This is a genomic window from Streptomyces sp. NPDC002044, assembly GCF_040296725.1.
GTDB lineage: Bacteria > Actinomycetota > Actinomycetes > Streptomycetales > Streptomycetaceae > Streptomyces > Streptomyces antarcticus.
Map to the genome: position 1 here is coordinate 23,587 of NZ_JBEOXU010000041.1, position 21,973 is coordinate 45,559.

Consider the following 21,973-nt stretch of genomic DNA (forward strand, 5'->3'; position numbering starts at 1 on the left):
GCACCACACGTCTGGAGCATCCGCCGATGACCCCGCCCGATCCCACCGGCGAGGCGGCGCTCGCGCACAGCGGTGACCGGGCTCTGGTGGCCGCCGCCCGGCACACCGCGGGGCGGACCGCGGCCGTCGGCGCGTGCTCGGTCGCCGCCGCCGTGGCGGCCCTCGCCGAACCGGCCGTACTCGGCCACACCCTCGACCTGCTGCTCCGGCGTGACCCGGCCGGTCCCACGTGGACCCTGTGGTGCGCCGCGATCATCCTCGCCGAAGTCCTGCTGGACGCCCTGACGACCCGGCTGACCGGGCAGGTCGACGGCCGTTCCACGGCCTGGCTGCGGCGGCTCGGGCTGGCCCGGCTGCTGGGGACCGCCCCGCACCACGCGCAGCGGTACGCGCCCGGGGAGCTCGCCGCGCGGCTGACCGCCCACGCCACCGAGGCGGGTACCACGCCGGCCGCCGCGGCCGGCGCGGTCGCCTCGCTCCTGCCGCCGGTCGGCGGGCTCGTGGCCCTGTTCCTCATCGACGTGTGGACGGCGCTCGCCTTCGTCGTCGGCATCCCGCTGCTGGTCGTCCTGCTGCGCGCCTTCGCCCGGGACTCGGCCGCCAGCGTCTCCCGCTACCAGCGGGTGCAGCTCGTCATGGCGGGCCGGCTCGTCGAGGCGCTCGCCGGGGCCCGGACCATCGCCGCCGCCGGGACCGTGGGCCGGGAACGCGCCCGGATCCTGGCGGGACTGCCCGAACTCGGCGTCGAGGGGCGGCAGATGTGGCGCGTCTACGGCGGCACGACCGCCCGGACCTCGGCCCTGATGCCGCTGCTGCTGTACGCGGTCCTCGCCGTGGGCGGCATGCGCCTGGCGGCCGGAGCCCTGGGAGTCGGCGCGCTGCTCGCCGCCGTACGGTACGCGGGCCTGGCGGCCGGGGTCGGTGCCGTCACCGGCCGGCTGGCGGCCGTGGTGCGCGGCCGGGCCGCGGCCCGGCGCACCGCCGCCCTCTTCGTCCTCCCCGAACTGACCTACGGCACAGCCGAGTTGCCCGAGGACGGACCGGGCGCCCTGGAGCTGCGCGGCGTACGGGTGGTGCGCGCCGGGAAGGCGGTCCTGGACGACGTCAGCCTGTTGGTGCCCGGCGGCGCCACCGTCGCCGTCGTGGGCCGGTCCGGAGCGGGTAAGACCCTGCTCGCGGCCGTGGCGGGGCGCCTCACCGACCCCGACGCCGGCGAGGTGCTCCTCGACGGGGTGCCGCTGGCGCGGCTGTCGGCGCGGGCGCTGCGGGCCGAGGTGGGCCACGCCTTCGACCGGCCGGCCCTGCTGGGCGGGACCGTCACCGGCGCGGTGTCCTTCGGCGCGGAGCCGCCGCCGGCGCCCGGCGCGGTCGGGGCCGCGGTCCGGGCGGCCGGAGCCGAGCCGTTCGTCCGGCGCCTGCCCGACGGCTGCGACACCCCGCTGGCCGACGCCCCGCTGTCGGGCGGTGAGTTCCAACGCCTGGGCCTGGCGCGGGCGTTCCTGAACGCGGGCCGGCTGCTCGTGCTCGACGACGCCACCTCCGGCCTCGACACCGTCACAGCGCGCGAGGTCGAGCGGGCGCTGACGCACGCGGTCCGGCCGGGCACCCGGATCGTGGTGGCCCACCGGATCTCCTCGGCGGCCCGGGCCGATCTGGTGCTCTGGCTGGAGGACGGCCGGGTCCGGGGCACGGGTACCCACGCCGCCCTGTGGCGGGACCCGGCGTACCGGGCGGTGTTCGCCGCCCCGGCCGGGCCGTCCGTACGGAAGGCGGAGGGGGCTCCGGGAGCCGCGCCGGAGGCCGGGCCACGGCCCGCCGCCGCGGAGCCCGCCACCGGGGAGCGAGCTGTCGGGGAGCGCGCCGTATGAGCGGCGGCGAAGGCGCCTGGGGCCGGGTGGCCCCGGAGGCCCGCCGGTTCCTGCGCGGCCGCACCCGCACGCTCGGCACGCTCGCGCTCTGGTCGCTGCTGGAGTCCGCGCACACCTTCCTCGGCGGATACGGCGTGGCCCGCGCGCTCGACGACGGCTTCCTGGCGGGGCGGACCGGAACCGGGCTCGCCTGGCTCGGCGTCGCCGGGGCGGGCGCGCTGCTCGGCGGGCTCGCGCTGCGCGGGGTGTTCGCCGGGCTCGCGGACCTCGTCGAACCACTGCGGGACGGGCTGGTGCGCCGGGCGGTGCGCCACGCCCTGGACCGGGCGGTGGGCGATCCGGCCCGCGCCGCCGACGCGAGCGCGGTGTCCCGGCTGACACAGCAGACCGAGATGGCGCGCGACTCCTTCGCCGGGCTGGTGCTGACGGCCCGCTCGTTCCTGTTCACCACCGTGGGCGCACTGGCCGGCATGGCCGCGCTCGCGCCCGTCCTGCTGCTGGTCGTGATCCCCCCGCTGCTGCTGGGGCTGGCGGCGTTCCTCGCCACGCTGCGGCCCATGGCGGCCGTGCAGCGCGAGGCCCTGGACACCGACGAGGCCCTCGCCGCGCGGGTGGGCGAACTGGCCGCGGGACTGCGCGACGTGGTGGCCTGCGGAGCCGGGCGGGCGGCGGCCGCCGGCGTGGAACCGCTGATCGCCGCCCAGGCGAAGCTCACCGGCCGGCTCGCCCGCTGGGGGGCCGTCCGCACGCTGGCCCTCGGCTGCGCGGGGCGGGCACCCGTCGTCGCCCTGCTGGCGGCCACGCCCTGGCTGCTCGGCCAGGGCGTCACCGCCGGGACCCTCGCCGGCGCGCTGACCTATCTGGTGCAGTCGCTGCTGCCCGCGCTCAACACCCTGATGGCCGCGCTCGGTTCCGCCGGGACCCGGCTGGTGGTGGTGCTGGAGCGGTTCTGCCCGCCGCCGGCCGCCGCGCCGCCCACGCCACCGCAACCGCAACCGCCACCGCAGACGGCGGAGGCGGCCCCCGGCAGGGGCAGCGCTCACGCCCGCGGACCCGCCGTCGCTCCCGCGCCGGTGCCCGGTCCCGCGCGGCCGGGCGCGCCGGCCGCGGAACTGCGGGGGGTGGGCTTCGCGTACGGGCCGCACGCGCATCCCGTACTGGACGCGCTCGACCTGTCCCTGCGTCCCGGAGAGCACCTCGCGGTGGTCGGGCCGAGCGGCATCGGCAAGTCCACCCTGACCGCCCTGCTCGCCGGGATGCTCGCCCCCGACCGGGGCAGCGTGCTGGTGGCCGGTGCTCCCGCGCGGCGGCGGCCGGGCGGCCCCCCGGACCCGCGGCGGACGCTGCTGCCGCAGCAGGCGTACGTGTTCACCGGCACGGTCCACGAGAACCTGACCCACTTGTGTCCCGAGCCGGACGACGTGCCGCGGGACCGGCTGCGACGGGCCGCGGAGGCGCTGGGGACGGCGGAACTGCTGGAGCGGCTCGGCGGCCTCGACGCGGTCGTCGACCCCGGCGCGCTCTCCCAGGGCGAGCGGCAGTTGCTGGCCCTGACCGCCGCCCATCTCTCCCCCGCCCCGCTGCTCCTGCTCGACGAGGCCACGTGCCACCTCGACCCGCGGACCGAGGAACGGGCCGAGCGGGCGCTCGCGGCCCGCCCCGGCACCCTGGTCGTGGTGGCCCACCGGATCTCGTCGGCGGTACGGGCCGACCGGGTCCTCGTACTCGACGGGACCCGGGCGGTGTGCGGCACGCATGCGGAACTCCCGGCCAGGTCGCCCCTGTACCGGGATCTCGTCGGAATGTGGGGCGCGGACGGCGGGGTCGCGCCGGGGTGAAAGACGGCCGGATCACGCCGGCCCGGAGCGGGTGGCGTGCGCCGGAGCGGGGGCGGCCGGGTCTCGTGGGGCCGGACCGCCCGCGTGCGCCGGGCTCGGGGTCTACACCCAGCCCTGCCTGCGGGATATCCGTATGGCGTCTATGCGGTTGCGGGCGCCGGTCTTGCGGGTCACGGCGGCCATGTAGTTGCGCACCGTTCCGCTGGCCAGGTGCAGGGCGCGGGCGATCTCGGCGACCGAGTCGCCCTCGGCGGCGCGGACCAGCACGCTCAGCTCGCGGGGACTGAGCGGCACGGGGTCGGCCTCCATGAACGCCGAGGCCAGGGACGCGTCGATGAACCGCTCGCCCGCGGCGAGCTTGCGCACGGCGCGGACGAGCCGGCCGGGGGAGCCGTCCTTGTCCACGTATCCGCGGGCCTCGGCCTGGAAGGCCCGGCCGAGCGTGCCCGGGGTGCCGGCCGTGGCCAGCACGAGGAGCGGGGTGGGCGGCGCCAGGACGCGGCGACGGGAACGGCCGTCCCCCGCCAGGACCGCCGTCGCCCCCGGACAGTCGACGTCGACGACCGTCACGTCCGGACATAAGGTCTCCGCGCGCCGTGCCGCCGTATGCCACCCCGTCGACGTGACGTCGAAGTCCCCTTCGGATCTCAGCAGGGCGGCGAGGGCGGACCCGACGAGACTGACACTGTGCAGGACGAGCACTTTCGTCATCACTGACTCTCCTTGGGGACTGACTCCTGAGCGGCATCAAGCGGCTGCCCCGGTACCGGGCGGACGGAACGTGGCCGCGGGGGGCGTGCGGGGGCGCATGGCCGGAATGGGGCGCCCCTCGAATGCAGCCGTGCGCCGCCGTGCCCACGGGGCGCTCCACGATCGCCCCGGCGCGGGTCCGTCCCTTCCCCGCGCGGGCACACCTGCGCGCACAGGGCGTGCCGATGCTCCTCGACCGGCTCATTTCGAGCCATCACGGCGCCGCCTCGCCGTGCCGGACGGCGCCACGGCACCGCTCTGGACGGCGGTGCGGCACAGCTCTCGTCCGCGTGACCACGCGCTGTTATCGTGCAGCGCCCGCACGACCTACGGAGGGGGACCAAAGGTGACGCGCACGGGGGAACCAGGGGCGGCGGAGGCGTTCAGCCGTGCCGCGGTGGCGGTGTTCCGGCTGAACGGGCGTTTCACCGCGGCGCTCGACCGGCTCGCGCTCCCCAGCGGACTCAGCGCCGCCCGCTGGCAGATACTCAGCTCGGTCGCGGCCGAACAGCTCTCGGTGTCGGATGTGGCCCGGCGGGTGGGTACGTCCCGGCAGAGCGTCCAGCGCATAGCGGACCTACTGGTGGCGCAGGGTCTGGCGGCCTACTCGGACAACCCGGCCCACCGGCGCGCCAAGCTGCTCGGTGCCACCGAACAGGGCTTGGCGGCGAAGCGGGAAGTCGATTCCTCCCTCGCCGAACTGACCCGGCAGCTGTCCGAGCGGCTCGGCGGAGCGGAGGAGACGCGCCGTTTCTCCGAGGTGCTGCGGGGCCTGTCGGACACGCTGTCCTCGCTCCCCGCCACGGAGGCACCCCGCCCGGAGGGGAGCTCCCGGCGTCGGAAGAGTAGGCCGGAAAACACCCTTATTTTTCCCAACTGTTGACTGCACCGGGGATTCTTCTTTGCGGTAGCGTTCCGGCCTGAAGCGGGGGCTTCACTGCCGGGGGACCTTTTGAATCGGTTTGTCTTCAGAGTGCTGGGACCGCTGGTCGTCCAGACCGATGAGGGACCGTTGCGGATCAACGGACGACGCCAGGCCACCGTCCTCGCCATGCTCGTACTGAACGCCGACCGCGTCGTGTCGGTGGACACCCTCGTGGACGCCGTCTGGCCCGAAACACCCCCCGCGACGGCCCGCAACCAGATCGCCATCTGCGTCGCGACCCTGCGCAAGTCCTTCAAGCAGGCCGGGGTGTCCGACCTGCTGATCACGTCTCCCCCCGGCTACCTGCTGGCCAAGGGCGAACACCGGGTCGACGTACAGGAGTTCGCGGAGCGGTCCGAGCAGGGGCGCGACGCCGCCCGGCACGGAAGGGCGGAGGAGGCCTGCGCGCTCTTCGAGGAGGCGCTGAGCATCTGGCGGGGCGCCGCGCTGGACGAACCCGCGGGTTCCCGGCTCGAGGCGGAGGCGACCCGGCTCGAACAGATGCGGCTCGCGCTGATCGAGGAGCGGGCCGGGCTGATGCTCCAGCTGGGCCGGCACCGGGCCCTCACCGGTGAACTCGCCGAGCTGGTGGCACGACACCCGCTGCGCGAGCAGTCCCGCGAGCACCTCATGCTGGCCCTGTACCGCTCGGGGCAGCGCGCCGAGGCGCTCGACGCGTTCCTGCACGGACGGCGGCTGCTGATCGAGGAACTCGGGATCGAACCCGGTCCGGGCCTGCGGCAGTTGCACGACCTGATCCTGCGGGACTCCCCCGAGCTGACCCGGCCCACGACCGCCGAGCCCGCCGCGCCGACCGCCCTGCACACCATTCCGGCCCAGTTGCCCCCGGACGTCATGGCGTTCACGGGACGGCAGCGGGAAATGGCCGCCCTGGACCGGCTGTTGCGCGAACCGTACACCCCGCACACTCCGGCCCTGGCGACGATCGTCGGGGTGGGCGGGGTGGGCAAGACCGCGCTGGCCGTCCACTGGGCCAGCCAGGTCGCCGACCGGTTCCCCGACGGCCAGCTCTTCGCGGACCTGCGCGGCTACGACGAGGAGAACGCCCCGGTCTCCCCCGCCGCCGTGCTCGACCGGTTCCTGCGCGCCCTCGGGATCGGCGCGCCGCAGATCCCGGCGGACCCCGACGAGCGCTCCTCCCTGCTCCGCAGCCTCCTCAGTACCCGCAAGACGCTGATCGTCCTGGACAACGTCCGCTCCTTCCCCCAGCTCAGACCCCTGCTCCCCGGCGGCGGCCGCAGCGTGGTGCTGGCGACCAGCCGGGAGAGCCTGGGCGACCTGACCGGGGACTACACCGCGCTGCGCATCCGGCTGCCGATGCTGGATCCGAGCGAGGCGACGGCCCTGCTCACCAAGCTCGCGGGCGCCGAGCGCTTCGGCAGCGACCCGGTGGCGGTGGAGCAGCTGGGCGCGCTGTGCGACTGCCTTCCGCTGGCGCTGCGGATCGCGGGAGCCCGGCTGGCGGCCAAACCGGGCCTGAGCGTACGCAACCTCGTGGACCGGCTGCGCGACCAGCGCCGCCGGCTCGACGTGCTGAGCCCGGGGCAGGGCGGGGTCCGGGCCGGGTTCCGGCTCACCTACCGGGACCTGCCACCGGAGGCGGCCCGCATGTACCGGCGGCTCGGGCTGCTGCGTACGGCGGACTTCGCCTCCTGGGCGGGGGCGGCCGTACTGGACACCGACGTATGGCACGCGGAGGAGCTGATCGACCAGCTGGTCGACGCGCAGCTGCTCGAGGTCGCCGAGACGGAGCCCGGGCGGGCCGCGCGCTACCGGTTCCAGGACCTGCTGAAGCTGTTCGCCCGGGAGCGGGCGGAATCGGACGAGCCGCCGGGCGAGATCGACGCCGCCCTGGAGCGGGCGTTCGCGGCCTGGCTGTGGCTGGCCGAGGAGGCGCACCGGCGGATGGACGGGCGGGAGTTCCCGGTCGGGCGGGCGGCGGCGACCGCCCCCCGCAACCTTCCCGAACTCGCCGACGAGCTGCTGGCCTCGCCGATGGACTGGTTCGAGTCGGAGCGCACCGCCGTGACGGACCTGGTGGCGCACGCGGCGGAGACGGACCGGATGCGGTACGCGTGGATGCTGACGGAGAGCGCCGTACCGCACTTCGAGACGAAGAACTACCTGGAGGACTGGCAGCGGTGCGCCGAACAGGCCCTGGCGTCGGCGCGGCGCACCGGTGACGTGCCCGGCGAGGCGACGATGCTGCGGCTGCTGGGGTCCCTGGCGATCTACCAGCGGCGCTACGAGCAGGCGGAGGGCTGGAACATGGCCGCCCTGCGGCTGCTGCGCAGCACCGGGGACACGGGCGGCGCGGCGCTCGCGCAGCGGAACCTGGCGATGTGCGCCCGGTTCCAGGGGGACTGGGAACGGGCCCTGGAGTTCTGCGAGGCGGCCCTCGGTGGCTTCCACGCGTCCGGAGACACGGGCAACGAGGCGCACCTGCTCGGCTTCCAGGCCCAGATCGAGCTGGACCGGGGCAACGCCGGGGCCGCGCTGCCGCTCGCGGAACGGGCGTTGGCGCTGAGCCGGCGCACCGGGTCGGTGCGGGCGGAGGCTCAGTCCCTGTACCGGCTGGCCGAGGTGCGGCTGCGCGGCGGGGACTTCGACGAGGCCTCCGAGTCGTTCCGCGCGGTGCTGCGGCTGACCCGGGGCGAGGGCGACCGGGTCGGGGAGGCGCACGCCCTGCGCGGCATCGGCCAGGCCCAGTGGAGCCAGGGCCTGCTGTCAGCGGCGGGGGTGACGCTGCAACAGGCCCTGGAGATCACGGGGGAGCTGGCGGACCGTTTCCTTTACGCACGGGTGGAGACCGATCTCGGGTGCGTCGAGGCGCTCGGCGGCCGTACCGCGGAGGCGGCGGAGCGGTTCCGGCGTGCGTGTGCCGCGTTCGGCGAGGTCGGGGCTCAGCCCTGGCGGGCCCAGGCGGGCCGGCTGCTGGCGGCGGTGCGCGGCGCGGCCGGGGAACCGGGTGACGGTTCGGGGACGGGCGGCGCGGGGGGCCGGGACGGTGCCGGGAGCCGGGACGGTGCCGGTGGCCCGGGGGGTGCCGGTGGTGCGGGGGGCCGGGGCGATGCGGGGAGCCGGGCCCTGGAAGGGCGGGCGCATCGTTCCTTCACTCCGGAGGAGCTGACCCGGCTGCTGGTCGACCCCGCGAACTGAGTCCGCGGCGTTCCGCGGCGGTCGCGGTCCGGTCGACCCGGGGGGATCTGCCGGGCGGGGTCAGCCCCAGGGCATGTCCTGGGTGCGGTCGCCGTGCCGGGCGTGGTGGCCGGCGCCGCCGTGGCGCGGCGGGTCCAGCGGCTTGACGACGCCCCAGGGCATGTCGTCCGCCAGAACGGTGGTGCCCCTCCCCTCCGTGGCGGCCAGCGCGCCCCCCGATCCCACGAACACTCCTGCGAGTACCACCAGGCAGGCCGCCGCCGTCTTGGTCGTCTTCGCCGTCTTCGCCGCGTGGGTGCTACGCATCGGGAATCCCCTCTCGGTGGAGCATCTGCGCCGCTCGCTGCGGCATGAATGGAACAGTAGGGACGCCTCCTTTTCGTTCAATGTTCCATCGATTTCATGACGCGCGCCGCCCACGAAATCGCCACGATATCGAGGGAACAACGGACTCCTCTAGCTTCGTTCAGAGATTCTTCCCATGAATCACGGATGGGGCGGTAGATGGAATTCCGAGTGCTCGGGCCAGTCGAGGTACGGCGGGACGGCCGGCGGGCGCCGTTCTCCGGGGCGAAGCTTCACACCGTGCTCGCGGCGCTCCTCGTGGCCCGCGAAGAGGTGGTCTCCGACGAACGGCTGTGCCGCCTGCTGTGGGGCTGGGCTCCCCCGGCCACCGTCAGCGCACAGCTCTACACCTACATTTCGCGCTTGCGCAAGATCCTGGGCACCGACGTCCTCATCGACCGCAGGCCGCCTGGATATGCCATGAGCATTGGAAATTCCACGCTGGATCTGCGGGAATTCGAGGGCCTGGCGCGCGATGGCCGGGAAGCACTGCTCCGCGAGGACTTCGATAAGGCCGGAGACCTGCTGCGCGACGCCCTCGCCCAGTGGAACGGCCTGCCTTTCGCCAACGCGACGGAATATCTCGCCGACGCGGAGGCACCGCGTCTGATAGAAGCCCGGGCCGTGGCCCTGGAACTCCGCATCACCGCGGACCTGGCGCTCGGCCGGCACGAGCAGATCACGGGCGAACTGACCGGCCTGGTGGCCGAGTTCCCCCTGCGCGAGCGCATCCGCTGCCAGCTGATGACGGCTCTGTACAGGTCCGGGCGCCAGGCGGACGCCATCCACCTCTACCACCACGGCCGCGCGGTGCTCTCCGAGGAGCTGGGCGTGAACCCCGGCGAAGGGCTCCAGTCGACCTACCGGGCCCTGCTCGACGGCACGCTGGACCGGCGTCCGCGCCCCTCCCCGGCCCTGCTCTCGCCGACCCGGCCGAGCGGGCCGGACGGTTCCGGCCATCCGGCGCCCGCGCCCGCCATGCTGCCCCCGGACACCGTCGACTTCACCGGCCGGGAGCGCGAACTGGGCCTGCTGTGCCGGGCGCTGGCCCCCGAGAGACAGAGCGCCGGGCGGCCGCGGCGAGTCCTGGTGACCGGTATGGCCGGGCTCGGCAAGACGGCCTTGGCCGTGCACGCGGCCCACCGCTGCCAGCGGGACTTCCCCGACGGGCAGCTGTACGCCGACCTCCGCTCCCCCGACGGCACGCCGCGGCACCCCACCCGGGTCCTGCTGCACCTGCTGCGCGCGCTGGGCCCGATGGACGACGTACCGGTCACCGCGGACCAGGACCACCTCGTACGCCTCTACCGCGAGCGGACCAGGGGCCGGCAGCTGCTGATCGTGCTGGACAACGCCTCCGGGGCCGCCCAGCTGGGCCCGCTGCTGCCCAACACCCCGGAGCCGGCCGTGCTGGTCACCGGGCGTACGGCCCTGCCCACCGTGGCCGGGGCGCACACCGTGGCCCTCGCGCCCCTGGAGGCGCGGGACTCGCTGGAGCTGCTCGCCGCCGCGGCCGGACCCGACCGGCTGGCCGCCGCACCCCGCGCGGCCTCGGCGATCGTCGAACACTGCGCCGGCCTCCCCCTGGCCCTGCGGATCGTCGGGACGCGGATCGCCGCCCGGCCGCGGTGCAGTCCCGACCGGCTGGCGGGCCGCCTCGCCGATCCGGCGACCCGGCTGCGGGAGCTGCACTCCGGCGACCTGGACGTGCACACCTCGCTGCTGCCGTCCTGGCGGGCGCTGGTCCCCGAGGTGCGCGAGGTGTTCCCGGTCCTGGCCGGCCTCGGGCCCCAGCCGTTCCCCGCCGCGGACGCCGCGCTCGCGCTGAACCGGCCGGAGGCCGAGGCGGAGCGGCTGCTCGAGGCGCTCGCCGACGCCGCGCTGCTGGAGGTCAGCGGCGCGGACGAACGGGGCCAGCCCTGCTATCTGTTCCACCCGCTCGTACGGCTCTTCGCGCTCTCCCTCGGCGCGGACGCCGCGGCCCCCGCCGAGCCCGCCGACCGCGCGGAGCATAACCGGCGGCTAACTCACCGCCCCTAGCCTCGCCCTGCCCCGCAGCACGACACCCCGGGCCGCACCGGTCCCGGGGCCGCCGGCCCGTATCCGTACCCGTAACACCGAATGGAGTTGGACCATGACCGAGCTCCTGCCCGCTCGCGCGGACAGTGCCGTGTCCTTCCCGATGACCGAGACGCAGCAGGCGCTGATGATCGGGCGGAGCGAAGCCGTCGACCTGGGCGGTATCGGCTGCTACGGGTACTTCGAGTGGGAGCGCCCGGACCTCGATCCGGAGCGCTTCGCGCACGCCTGGCGCACGGTGGTCGCCCGCCACGACATGCTGCGCGCCATCGGCGGGCCGGACGGCACCTCGTGGGTCCCGTCCGACCCGCTCCCCTTCGACATACCGGTCGTCGACCTGCGCGACCTGTCCGAGGACGAGGCGTCCGGGCGGCTGGCCGCGCTGCGCGACGAGATGAGCCACGTGGTCTTCCCCGTCGGCAGCTGGCCGCTGTTCGACCTGCGGATCATCCGGCTGGGCGGCCCGGACGGCCCCGGCCGGATCCACCTGGGCATCGACCTCCAGGTGCTGGACGCCTCCAGCGCCTTCCAGGTGCTCTTCCCGGAACTGGTCGACCTGTACGAGAACCCGGACGCCGTGCTCCCGGAGCCCGGGATCTCCTTTCCCGAGTACGCCCGCTGGCGCGCCGACGCCCTCCCGCACACCGAGGCGTTCCGCGCCGCGCGGGAGTACTGGGTCGAGCGGATCCCCACCCTGCCGCCCGCCCCCTCGCTGCCCACCGCCGGCGCCGCGGAGGGCGGGGACGGCCACGAGGTCCGCTTCGACCGGCGCGAGCACCGCCTCTCCCCCGCCGACTGGCAGCGGTTCGCGGCGCGGGCGCACGGGGCGGGCCTGACGCCGTCGGTCCTGCTCACCGCCGCGTTCGCCGAAGTCGTCCGCTGCTGGGCGGAGGAGACCGACTTCACCCTCAACTACCCGGTGTTCCAGCGGCCCGCCGTGCACCCGGACATCACCGGCGTGCTCGGCGACTTCACCAACGCGGTGATGCTCGCCGCCGACGGCTCGGGCGCGACCTTCCTGGACCGGGCGCACGCCCTGCGCGACCAGCTCTCCCGCGACGTGGAACACGGCTCCTTCAACGGCGTCCGGGTCCTGCGGGAGCTGACCCGGCTGCACGGCATGGGCGCGCAGGCCGGGATGCCGGTCGTCGTCACGAGCCTGCTCGACTACCCGGTGCGCAGACCGGTCACCGACCTGGGCCGCGAGGTGTACTCGATCTCGCAGACCCCGCAGGTCTCGCTCGACGTACAGCTGCGCGAACTCGACGGCGAACTGCGCGTCATCTGGGACTTCGTCGACGGGGCCTTCTCCCCCGGCTTCGTCGACGCGGCCTTCGGCGTGTACGTGGACCTCCTCGGGCGGCTGACCGAGGACCCGGACAGCCTGCACACCAAACGCTTCGACCTGATCCCGCCGGCCGAGCGCACCCTGCGCCGCGAGGTCAACGACACCGCCGGGCGGATCCCGTACACCACCCTGCACGAGCTGTTCGCCGCGCAGGCCGAGCGCACGCCCGAAGCCGAGGCCGTCGTCGACGGCGACCGGCGCCTGAGCTACGCCGAACTGGCCGCGTACGCCTGGCGGATCGGGCGCACCCTGCGCGACCACGGGGCGGCCCCCGGCGAGCTGGTGGCCGTGGTGATGGAGAAGGGCTGGGAGCAGTACGCCGCCGTCTACGGCGTCCTCGCCTCCGGCGCCGCCTACCTGCCGCTGGACCCGTCGGTGCCGCCGGAGCGGCTGCGCCGGCTGCTCACCGAGGCCGGCGTCGACCGGATCCTCACGCAGTCGTCCCTGGAGTCCCGGGTCAGCTGGCCGCCCACGGCCCGCCGCTACCGCGTGGACCGCGACTTCGAGTCCGGCGACGCCACCCGGCCCGACACGGCGCAGACGCCGGCGGACCTCGCGTACACGATCTTCACCTCGGGCTCCACCGGTGAGCCCAAGGGCGTGATGGTCGACCACATCGGCGTGGTCAACCTGGTCCAGGACGTCGCCGCCCGCTTCGGCGTCGGGGAACGGGACCGGCTGCTGGCCATCTCGGGGCTGCACTTCGACGCGTCGATCTACGACGTGTTCGGGGTGCTGACCCAGGGCGGGACCGTGGTGGTCCCGCCGCCGTTCGAGCACGCGGAGCCCGACGTCTGGGCCGACCTGGTGCGGGCGGAGCGGGTCACGCTGTGGAACTCGGTGCCGGTCCTGATGGAGCTGCTCGTCGGAGAGGCCGAGGTGCGCGAGCGGCGAGACGGCGCCCGGCCCCTGGAGTCCCTGCGGCTGTCGGTGCTGTCCGGCGACTGGATCCCGCTGACCCTGCCCGACCGGCTGAGGGCACAGAGCCCGCGGATCGAGGTGGTGGGCTCGGGCGGTCCGACCGAGACGATCTGCTGGTCGCTGTTCCAGCCGATCGGCGAGGTCGACCCGTCCTGGACGAGCATCCCGTACGGCAGGCCCATCACGAACCAGCGGTACTACATCGTCGACGCCACCGCGTACGAACGCCCCCTCGGCGTGGTCGGCGAGATGGCCGTGGCCAGCGATGTCGGGCTCGCGCTCGGCTACTGGAACGACCCGGAGCGCACCGGCAGCCGCTTCGTGAACCTGCCCGAGACCGGGGAACGGGCCTACCTGACGGGCGACCTGGGCCGCTACCTGCCCGACGGCGCCATCGAGATCCTGGGCCGCGACGACTTCCAGGTGAAGATCCAGGGCCACCGGATCGAGCTCGGCGAGATCGAGTCCGTGCTGCGCCAGGACGCCGACGTCGAGGCGGCCGTGGTGGTGGCCCCGGCCAGTGCCCACGGGGTGCGCCGGCTGCACGCGTTCGTCGTGTCGGAATCGGGCCCCGGGGCGGCCGGGCCGGTGCTGGAGCGGCTCGCCGCGCAGCTCCCCGCGTACATGGTGCCGTCCGCGCTCACCGTGCTGGCGGAGCTGCCCCTGACCCGCAACGGCAAGGTCGACCGGCTGCGGCTGGCGGAGTCCGCCGGTCGGCAGCAGTCCGCCTCGGACTCGGCCGCCGACGAGGCGCCGGCCGGAACGGGCAGCGCCCTGGAACTCGTGCTCTGCGCGGCGGTCGCCGACATCCTCGGCCTGGACCGGGTGACGCCCGGCGACAACTTCTTCAGCCTGGGCGGCGATTCGCTCAGCGGCACCCGGCTGGCGGGCCTCCTCAAGGAGCTCCTCGGGGTTCCGGTACCCGTCAAGACCGTGTTCCAGAACCCGCTGATCTCCGAGCTGGCCGGGAAGATCGCCGCGGACGAGCAGCACGGCGCGGAGGCCGTCACGGCCGCCGAGGTCTTCGGCGAACTGGAGGCGGACGAGGCGGACGAGGCCGCGGGGGGCGCCGCCGTCGCCCCGTAGAGCACAGCCCGCACGGTCATCACGACCCATCCGAGAGGGGACAGTCATGAGTCTCACCCTGCCCGCGCCCGTCACCGGTCCCGCGGACGAGGAGGCGCCGCCCGTCGCGGTGGCGCCGCCCGTTCCCGGAGCCGATCCCGACCTGGTCGACTTCGCCGGCCACGCCACGCGCAGACTGAGAGAGCGCGATTCCGTCCTGTACGCGCTGCTGGCCCGGGAGTCGGCCCGCCAGCGCGACACCCTGATGATGGTCGCGGCGTCCAGCGTCGCCGACCCCTCCGTCCTGGCCTGCGAGGGCAGCGCCCTCGGCAACCTGACCGCCGAGGGATTCCCGGGGAACCGGTACCACGCCGGGTGCGGGGTCGCCGACGACATCGAGCGCCTGGCGATCGAGCGGGCGTGCGCGGCCTTCGGCGCGCAGGACGCGATCGTGCAGCCGCACTCCGGTTCCTCCGCGAACCTGGCCGTGATCACGGCGCTGCTCAGCCCCGGCGACAGCCTCCTCGGCCTCGACCTGGACTGCGGCGGCCACCTCACCCACGGCTCGCCCGCCTCGGTGACCGGCCGCTACTACCGGGCCCACGGCTACCGGGTGACGCCGGACGGGCTGCTCGACTACGACCAGATCCGCGAACTGGCCCTGGAGCACCGCCCGAAGCTGATCGTGTGCGGGGCGAGCGCCTACCCCCGCAGCATCGACTTCGCCCGCTTCCGGGAGATCGCCGACGAGGCCAACGCCTACCTCCTCGCCGACATCTCGCACATCGCCGGCCTGGTCGCGGCCGGGCTGCACCAGAGCCCCGTCGACCACGCCCACGTGACGACGACCAGCACTTACAAGCAGTTGTACGGCCCCCGCGGCGGGCTGATCCTGCTGGGCCGCGACGCCCGCACCTCCGGTCCGGAGCGCGGCACCCTGGCCGCGACGCTGCGGCGCGCCGTGTTCCCCTTCACCCAGGGCACCCCCGACCTGGCCTCGGTGGCGGCGAAGGCGCGGGCGCTGGACTTCGTGGCCAGCCCCGACTTCGCCGAGATCGCCAAGCGCCTCGCCGACGGGGCTCAGGCCATCGCCGAGCGGCTGACCGACCGGGGTCTGCGCCTGGTCACCGGCGGCACCGACACCCACATGGTCCTGCTCGACCTGCGGGGCACCGGGGTCACCGGTGACGTGGCCGAACAGGCCCTGGAGTCCTGCGGGATCGTCGTCAACCGCAACCGGGTGCCCGGTGACACCACCCCCGTAAGGGTGACCGGCGGGCTGCGCCTCGGCACCAACACCCTCGCCGCCCGCGGGATGGACCGCACCGTGGCCGCCGAGTGCGCCGACCTGGTCGCCGACGTCCTGGAGGAACTGCGCGAGCCGGGCGGCGTCCTGCCGGACGCGGTGCGGGACCGGGTGCGCGCCAGGGTCAGCGAGCTGTGCGCCCGTCACCCCCTGCCGGGGTACCTTCCGTGACCTTCGGCGGCTTCCCGCCCTCGGCACTGCGCCTGTACGAGGACCTCGCGGACGACAACGACAGGGACTCCTGGCGGCTGCGCCACCGCGAACGGTACGAGCGCGACGTGCGCGGGCCGATGGACGAACTGGCCGCCGAACTGAACGGAACCTTCGGGGAGTCGTCCGGGCCGGGCGGCGTGCGGGTGCTCGGCCCGGTCCGCGACACCCGGATGTCGCACGACAAGTCGCCGTACAAGACCTATCAGGGCGCCTACCTGGACCTGCTGCCCTGTCTGGGCCTGTGGGTGCACCTGGACCGGCACGGACTGTACGCCTCCGGGCGCTACTACCCGTACGGCGGCGCCGAGGTCGCCCGCTACCGCGCCGCCGTCGAGGAGGAGGGCGGCGGCGCGGAGCTGGCGGCCGTCACGGCCCGGCTGGAGACCCACGGGTTCACCATCGGCGGCGACCGGCTCAAGTCCCGTCCACGGGGCGTCCCGGCGGACCACCCGAGGCTGGACCTGCTGCGCCACCGCAAGATCGACGCGGGCCGCCGCTTCGGGCCGGACGCCGGCCTGCACACGGCCCGCGCCGCGGACCTGGTGCGGGAGACGTGGCTGCTGGTGCGCCCCCTGCTGGACTGGGTGGCGGCCCGCGACCTGACCCCACGCCCACGCGAACGAGGAGCTGACCTACCGTCATGACGAACCCGAACCACCCCGGGCCCCACTCCGGGCCCCACCCCGGCGCGGGGGCCGCGGCCCCCCCGGCGGTCGACCTGCGCAGCGACACCGTGACCCGGCCGGGCCCTCGGATGCGGGCCGCCATGGCGGCCGCCGAGGTCGGTGACGACCTGTTCGGCGAGGATCCGACGGTGCGCGCCCTGGAGGACCGGCTCGCCGGGCTCTTCGGCTTCGGCGCCGCCCTGTTCGTGCCGTCGGGGGTGATGGCCAACCAGATCGGGCTCCAGCTGCTCGTGGGCCCGGGCGAGGAGCTGGTGTGCGACGCCGAGGCGCACATCCTGGCGCACGAGGAGGCTTCCCCGGCCCGCTACGGCGGGATCCAGACGCGGACGGTGGCGGCGGACCGCGGGGTGATCACCGCGGCCGCGCTGGCCGGGGTGGTCCGGCGCGGGAACCCGTACACCCTGGGCACCCGCGCGGTGGAGGTCGAGCAGACCCACACGCGGGCCGGCGGTACGGTCCATCCGCTGGAGACGCTGCGCGCGGTGCGGGAGCTGACGGCGCGGGCCGGGGTGTCGGTCCACATGGACGGCGCCCGGATCTGGAACGCCATGGCCGCGAGCGGGACGTCGGCGGCGGCGTACGGCGCGACGGCCGACTCGCTCGCCGTCTGCCTGTCGAAGGGGCTGGGCGCACCGGTCGGCTCCGTCCTGCTGCTGGCGGCCGAACACCTGCCGCGGGCGCGCAGGCTGCGGCACGGCCTGGGCGGCGGCATGCGGCAGTCGGGCATCCTGGCGGCCGCCGGACTGTACGCCCTGGACCACCACGTGGAGCGGATCGCCGAGGACCACGCCCACGCGAGCCTGCTGGCGGCGGGTCTGCGGGACGCGGGGTTCGCGGTGCGCCGCCCGCCCGAGACCAACATCGTCCTCGTCGAGGCGCCCGGCGCCGAGGCGGTCGTCGCACGCGCCGCACGGAAGGGAGTGCTGGTGACCGCGCCCGGACCGGACGTGATCCGGCTGGTCACCCATCTGGATGTAGGACGGGAAGCGTGTCAGCGTGCCCTGGAGGTCCTGGCCGCGGTCAGGATCGAAGTCGTCCCCGGGGTGCGCAACTTCGCACCCGCGGGGCACTTGTAAGAGCGGAAGAGAGTGAAGTAGCGCCATGAGTTTAGAAGTACGGCCCGCCACGGCGGATCTGTGGGACGACGTCCGCAAGGTGCTCCAGCCGAAGAAGAGCGCGCACACGTGCTGGTGCATGGCGTGGCGGCTGTCCACCGGCGACTACGGCCGGATGACGGCGGACGAGCGGGGCGAACACCTGCGCACCCTCGCCGAGAAGGCCGATCCCCCGCCCGGGGTCCTCGGCTTCGTGGGCGGCGAGGTGGCCGGCTGGTGCAACGTGGCGCCGCGCCGCCAGCTCGACCGGCTCACCGCCTCCAAGACCATCACACCGGTGGACGACCTGCCCGTGTGGTCGGTGACCTGCTTCGTCGTGCGCAAGGAGTTCCGCGGGAAGGGGGTCGCCTCCGGTCTGCTGGAGGGGGCCGTCGAACACGCGCGCTCGCACGGCGCGCCGGCCGTGGAGGGGTATCCGGTCGACCCGGAGGGCGGCCGGGTCAATCCCACGCTCGCCTACGTCGGGACGATGGACATGTTCGAGCGGGCCGGTTTCCGCCGGATCACGCGGACCGAGGCCAAGAGCGACAAGCGGCACCGCTGGGTCATGCGCCGCGACCTGGAGTGAGGTGTCCCGGGCGGGGCCGGCGGATCCGGCCCCGCCCGGGAGGCGCAGGGGCAGGGGTTCCCGCTGGGCGGGGGCCCCTTTCCCGTACGGCCGCACGGCGTCCCGTACGGGGCCGGTCCTCAGGGGGTGTGCGCCGCGGTGTCCCACAGCTGGGCCGGGCGCCCGCAGCGCATGGCCTCCCATGCCGCGCGCCGGTAGCAGCCGGCCACCAGGCCGTCGCGGACCAGGCCGGAGGCGCCGTGGAGGTGGACCGCGTCGCGCGTCACGTCGAGGGTGGTCTCCGCCGTGAGCGCGATCAGTCCGGCGGCCTCCCCCGGGGTGAGGCGCCCCTCGTCGAGGTCGCGGGCGGCGTCGCCCACGGCCCAGCGGACGGCGTCCAGCCGGGCCAGCAGTCCCGCGACGCGCAGCCGCGGCCCCTGGTGCTTGACGAGGGCCTGGCCGAACTGCTGCCGGCCCCGGATCCGGGAGACGACCGCGGTGAGCGCGGCCGCCGTGATCCCCGCCAGCAGGGACGCCTGGTGCACCGCCGCCCGCAGCCCCACGCGGGCGAGGGCGTGCTCGGCGGCGAGGCCGCGCAGCAGCACCGACTCCGCCGGGATCCGGGTCTCGTCGAAGACGGCGCTGGAGACGGCGCCGCCGCCGTGGTCGCGCAGCGGGCGTACCTGCACGCCCGCCGCGGGCAGCTCGACGAGCACCACGCACGGGCCGTCGGGGCCGCTCGCCAGGACCAGCAGGGCGCCCGCGCCGACGCCCGCGGCGAAGGGGCCGCCCGCGCCGGTGAGCACGACGCCGCCGGTGTCCCCGTCGGGCTTCCAGGTGATGCCCGGCGGTACGACGCCGCGCGGGTCGGGCAGCCGGCCGGGGACGGCGAGGGGCAGTTCCCCGGTCCGCACCCGGTCGAGCAGGGCGTCGGCCGACTCCGGTGCGAGCGGGCCGAGCCCGGAGACCAGGTCCAGGGCGAGCAGGGTGTCGGGCAGTGGTACGGGCTGCATGGAGTTGCCCGCCTCCTCGCAGACCATGGCCAGGACCGCCTGGCCGAGGTCGAGGCCGTCCTTCTCGATGGGCAGCGCGAACTCCCACGCGCCGACCTGCGTCAGCGCCTCCCAGGCGCCGCCGGGGGTGTCCCCGTCGACCTCCAGGCCCTGGCGCACGGTGAGCCGGAGCTGCCGGAAGAGGGAGTCCTCGTCCTCCCGCTCGCGCCAGCGTTCGGGCGCCGCCGGCGCTCCGCCGCCCGTCCCGTTCCCGTTGACCGCCTGTGGTGTCACGGCCGTACCTCCGCCCCTGAGTCGAGACGCAGCCGGGCCAGCGTCTCCAGCATCATTTCGGCGGTGCCGCCGGATATGCGCATTCCCGGGGCTTCGCGCATCGCCGAATCGAGTGGGTGTGCCACCCCGTCGACCTCGGGGTCGTCGAGGGTCATGCTGCGGTCGCCGTCGAGTTCCGCGGCCCACCAGGCCACCTCGGCGGCGAGTTCGGTGGTGTACCACTTGGCCGCGGCGGCCTCGTCCTCGTTCAGCTCCCCCCGGTCCAGGCGGGTGAGGACGCGGCGGACCAGCGTGCCCGCCGCGAGCAGCCGGGCGTTGAGCTTGGCCAGGCCGATCTGGTCGTGCTGGCCGGCCTCCAGCCGGTCGGTGTGGGCCTCCAGGCGTTCCACGGCGGCCCGGTACCAGCGCAGCGCCTTGACGTAGTAGTCCAGGCCGGTGCGCTCGAAGGCGAGGGTCTTGACGACGATCGCCCAGCCCTGGCCGCTCTCGCCGACCACGTCGTCGGCGGTCACGGCCACGCCGTCCAGGGTGACCTCGTGGAAGGCGTCGTCCATGATGCCCGGGATCTGCCGGATGGTGACGCCCCGCTGGGCCAGGGGGACGAGGAACAGGCTGAAGGCGTCGTCCTCGCCGCGGGCCAGGCACAGCCCGTAGTCGGCCATCCGGGCGAAGAGCGAGTGGACCTTGGTGCCGTACAGCTTGTAGCCGCCCTTCCCGTCGGAGACGGCGCGGGTGGAGAGGATGTTGAGGTCCGAGCCGGCCTGGGGTTCGCTGAACAGCACGCAGCCGAAGGCGGTGCCGGCGGCGAAGCCCGGCAGGTGGCGGGCCTTCATCGCCGGGCTGGCGACGTTGAGCAGGGTGGAGCCGACGATCTGCACGGTGAGGGTGTGCAGCAGGTCGGGCACGTCGTGCATGGCCAGTTCCTCGACCAGCACGGCGGCCGCGACCTGGCTGACGCCGCGCCCCCCGTACTCCAGCGGCCACTGGGGGGCGAGCAGGCCCCGCTCTCCCAGGGCCCGGTGGACGGGTCTCGGGTCGCGGGTGCGGCGGGCCTCGGCGACGGGCGCGGCGACCAGGATGTCGTGGACGTCCTCGCGCAGGGCCCGCATGGGGGTGCGGGGCACGTCGGCCCCGCTCCGTACGAGCCCGCAGTCCGCGGGCGCGCGGTAGAACTCGGTGGTGAGCACGGGCAACTCCCTAGTGCCGGGGGGTGAGCGGGGATGCGGGGGCGGTGTGGGCCCGGTCCAGCACCTCCTCGATTCCGGTGAGCAGGCCCCGCACGTCCTCGGGCGCGGCCGCGTGCCGGTTGTACTCGGCGGTGCCGCCGATCTCGCCGTCCCGTTCGACGAGGCCGACGCAGGCGAGGGCGGCGGACGGGTCGGGACTGTAGAGCTCCAGGTGGCGGGCGGGCGGCCCGGGCAGCTGGCCCACCTCGATGCCGGGCAGGTCCAGGGGGACGGCCGGATAGTTGTGGAGGGCGAACAGCACGTCGTAGGGCGGCGGCGTGCCGTCCGAGAACAGGACGTCCACGGGCAGGCGCTGGTGGCCGAGGGCGTCGGCGACGGCGGCCCGGGTGCGGTGCAGCAGCTCCCGGAAGACGGGCCCGCCCGTCAGGTCGAGCCGGATCGGCACGACGGTGGTGAACTGCCCGACGGCGCCTTCGAGCGCGCCGGCGAACCGCCCCGCGGCCGGGGTGCCGATCACCACCGCGGTACGGCCCTCCCGGCGGGCCAGTACGACGGCCAGCGCGGCCAGCAGGGTCATGAACGGGGTGGCACCCTCGGCCGCGCCGAGCTCCAGCCCCCGGGCGACCGGCCCGCGGGCCAGGCGTACCGGCAGGTGGCCGCGCTCGAACCCGCCGGCGGCCCGGCGGGCGCGCGGGTCGGACGCGAACACCGCCCGGCGGCGCGCGAGTTCGGCGGAGCCGTCGGGGCCGTCGAGCCAGCGGTGCTGCCAGGCCGCGTAGTCGGGGAACTGGAGTTCGGGCGGCGGGAGATGACCGGCGCCTTCGCGGTAGCCGGCGGCCAGGTCCGCGAGGAAGACCCCCGAGGACCAGCCGTCGAAGACGGCGAGGTGCGAGGCGAGGATCAGGACGTGCTCGTCGGGGGCGGTCCGCAGCAGCCGGAACGCGCTGGTGCGGCCGCTCTCCAGGTCCAGGACGGTGGAGGCGCTCTCGGTGATCTGCAGGGCGGTACGGGCGGCCGCGGCCTCCGGGGTGAAACCGCTGAGGTCGGCCTCGGTGAACCGCAGGACCGGCTCCTCATCCACCTCCAGCAGCGGCCGCCCGGCGGCGGCCCCGGTCAGCCGGGTGCGCAGCGCCTCGTGGCGGCGGAGCACCCCGGTCAGGGCGTCCCGCAGCCGCCGGGTGTCGAGCGGTCCCGTCAGCCGGAGCGCGTGCGAGCCGGTCGCGACGGCGGGGTGGGTGCGCCGGAGGACCGGCCCGGCCTGGAGGAGCGCTGCCACGCCGCCCTCGCCGGCCGGCACGCCGAGCACGTACCGCA

Annotated in this window: 15 protein-coding genes; 10 read left to right on the top strand and 5 right to left on the bottom strand. The window is 75.1% G+C overall.

What is annotated here, in order from left to right; all coding sequences use genetic code 11:
• The first annotated feature begins 26 nt into the window (after positions 1-26).
• Both ABT106_RS13535 and ABT106_RS13540 read left to right on the top strand, forming a co-directional pair.
• Entirely contained in the window at positions 27-1,868 is a 1,842-nt protein-coding gene (locus ABT106_RS13535; protein ID WP_351276194.1) for an ATP-binding cassette domain-containing protein, read from the top strand.
• Complete coding sequence (locus ABT106_RS13540; protein WP_351276196.1) at positions 1,865-3,706, top strand: ATP-binding cassette domain-containing protein; 1,842 nt, start codon at positions 1,865-1,867, stop codon at positions 3,704-3,706. Before ABT106_RS13535 ends, ABT106_RS13540 begins: the two co-directional genes overlap by 4 nt.
• A gap of 102 nt (positions 3,707-3,808) precedes the next feature.
• Here ABT106_RS13540 and ABT106_RS13545 read toward each other — a convergent pair whose 3' ends face one another.
• The gene (locus ABT106_RS13545; RefSeq protein WP_351276198.1) at positions 3,809-4,417 is read right to left on the bottom strand and encodes a response regulator transcription factor; all 609 of its coding nucleotides are present in this window, start codon (positions 4,415-4,417) and stop codon (positions 3,809-3,811) included.
• A 385-nt stretch (positions 4,418-4,802) separates the two neighbouring features.
• Here ABT106_RS13545 and ABT106_RS13550 point away from each other — a divergent pair, with 385 nt between their 5' ends.
• The gene (locus ABT106_RS13550) at positions 4,803-5,339 is read left to right on the top strand and encodes a MarR family winged helix-turn-helix transcriptional regulator (protein WP_351276200.1); all 537 of its coding nucleotides are present in this window, start codon (positions 4,803-4,805) and stop codon (positions 5,337-5,339) included.
• Between the two features lie 90 nt (positions 5,340-5,429).
• The gene (locus tag ABT106_RS13555; RefSeq protein WP_351276202.1) at positions 5,430-8,561 is read left to right on the top strand and encodes an AfsR/SARP family transcriptional regulator; all 3,132 of its coding nucleotides are present in this window, start codon (positions 5,430-5,432) and stop codon (positions 8,559-8,561) included.
• A gap of 60 nt (positions 8,562-8,621) precedes the next feature.
• On the opposite strand, the gene ABT106_RS13560 is transcribed toward ABT106_RS13555, so the two are convergent.
• Positions 8,622-8,867: a hypothetical protein gene (locus tag ABT106_RS13560; RefSeq protein WP_351276204.1), complete on the bottom strand. Its 246-nt coding sequence runs from the start codon at positions 8,865-8,867 to the stop codon at positions 8,622-8,624.
• A 210-nt stretch (positions 8,868-9,077) separates the two neighbouring features.
• Between ABT106_RS13560 and ABT106_RS13565 the strand changes: the two genes are divergently transcribed.
• From ABT106_RS13565 to ABT106_RS13590, 6 genes are all read left to right on the top strand, one after another.
• Positions 9,078-10,946: an AfsR/SARP family transcriptional regulator gene (locus ABT106_RS13565; protein ID WP_351276206.1), complete on the top strand. Its 1,869-nt coding sequence runs from the start codon at positions 9,078-9,080 to the stop codon at positions 10,944-10,946.
• A gap of 94 nt (positions 10,947-11,040) precedes the next feature.
• Positions 11,041-14,340 (top strand): non-ribosomal peptide synthetase, encoded by a 3,300-nt coding sequence (locus ABT106_RS13570; RefSeq protein ID WP_351276208.1) that lies wholly within the window; start codon positions 11,041-11,043, stop codon positions 14,338-14,340.
• 46 nt (positions 14,341-14,386) lie between these two features.
• A complete protein-coding gene (glyA, locus tag ABT106_RS13575; RefSeq protein WP_351276210.1) occupies positions 14,387-15,796 on the top strand; it encodes a serine hydroxymethyltransferase in 1,410 nt (469 codons plus the stop codon).
• Positions 15,793-16,482 (top strand): DUF2461 domain-containing protein, encoded by a 690-nt coding sequence (locus ABT106_RS13580; RefSeq protein ID WP_351276212.1) that lies wholly within the window; start codon positions 15,793-15,795, stop codon positions 16,480-16,482. Before glyA ends, ABT106_RS13580 begins: the two co-directional genes overlap by 4 nt.
• On the top strand, positions 16,479-17,600 hold the full coding sequence (locus tag ABT106_RS13585) for a threonine aldolase family protein (RefSeq protein WP_351276214.1): 1,122 nt from the start codon (positions 16,479-16,481) through the stop codon (positions 17,598-17,600). Before ABT106_RS13580 ends, ABT106_RS13585 begins: the two co-directional genes overlap by 4 nt.
• Positions 17,601-17,625: 25 nt before the next feature.
• Positions 17,626-18,207 (top strand): GNAT family N-acetyltransferase, encoded by a 582-nt coding sequence (locus ABT106_RS13590; RefSeq protein ID WP_351276216.1) that lies wholly within the window; start codon positions 17,626-17,628, stop codon positions 18,205-18,207.
• A gap of 119 nt (positions 18,208-18,326) precedes the next feature.
• Here the strand turns inward: ABT106_RS13590 and ABT106_RS13595 are convergent, their stop codons facing one another.
• The 3 genes from ABT106_RS13595 to ABT106_RS13605 all read right to left on the bottom strand — a co-directional run.
• On the bottom strand, positions 18,327-19,472 hold the full coding sequence (locus tag ABT106_RS13595) for an acyl-CoA dehydrogenase family protein (protein WP_351276218.1): 1,146 nt from the start codon (positions 19,470-19,472) through the stop codon (positions 18,327-18,329).
• Positions 19,469-20,659 (bottom strand): acyl-CoA dehydrogenase family protein, encoded by a 1,191-nt coding sequence (locus ABT106_RS13600; RefSeq protein WP_351276220.1) that lies wholly within the window; start codon positions 20,657-20,659, stop codon positions 19,469-19,471. The genes ABT106_RS13595 and ABT106_RS13600 overlap by 4 nt, the downstream gene beginning before the upstream one ends.
• Before the next feature lie 10 nt (positions 20,660-20,669).
• Positions 20,670-21,973 (bottom strand): condensation domain-containing protein (locus ABT106_RS13605; protein WP_351276222.1); only part of this gene is annotated, 1,304 nt, incomplete at its 5' end.

Excerpts from the sequence above, each read along its gene's own strand:
- ABT106_RS13535 (WP_351276194.1), top strand. The coding sequence starts at position 27 with ATGACCCCGCCCGATCCCACCGGCGAGGCGGCGCTCGCGCACAGCGGT.
- ABT106_RS13540 (WP_351276196.1), top strand. The coding sequence starts at position 1,865 with ATGAGCGGCGGCGAAGGCGCCTGGGGCCGGGTGGCCCCGGAGGCCCGC.
- ABT106_RS13545 (WP_351276198.1), bottom strand. The coding sequence starts at position 4,417 with ATGACGAAAGTGCTCGTCCTGCACAGTGTCAGTCTCGTCGGGTCCGCC.
- ABT106_RS13560 (WP_351276204.1), bottom strand. The coding sequence starts at position 8,867 with ATGCGTAGCACCCACGCGGCGAAGACGGCGAAGACGACCAAGACGGCG.
- ABT106_RS13570 (WP_351276208.1), top strand. The coding sequence starts at position 11,041 with ATGACCGAGCTCCTGCCCGCTCGCGCGGACAGTGCCGTGTCCTTCCCG.
- glyA (WP_351276210.1), top strand. The coding sequence starts at position 14,387 with ATGAGTCTCACCCTGCCCGCGCCCGTCACCGGTCCCGCGGACGAGGAG.
- ABT106_RS13585 (WP_351276214.1), top strand. The coding sequence starts at position 16,479 with ATGACGAACCCGAACCACCCCGGGCCCCACTCCGGGCCCCACCCCGGC.
- ABT106_RS13590 (WP_351276216.1), top strand. The coding sequence starts at position 17,626 with ATGAGTTTAGAAGTACGGCCCGCCACGGCGGATCTGTGGGACGACGTC.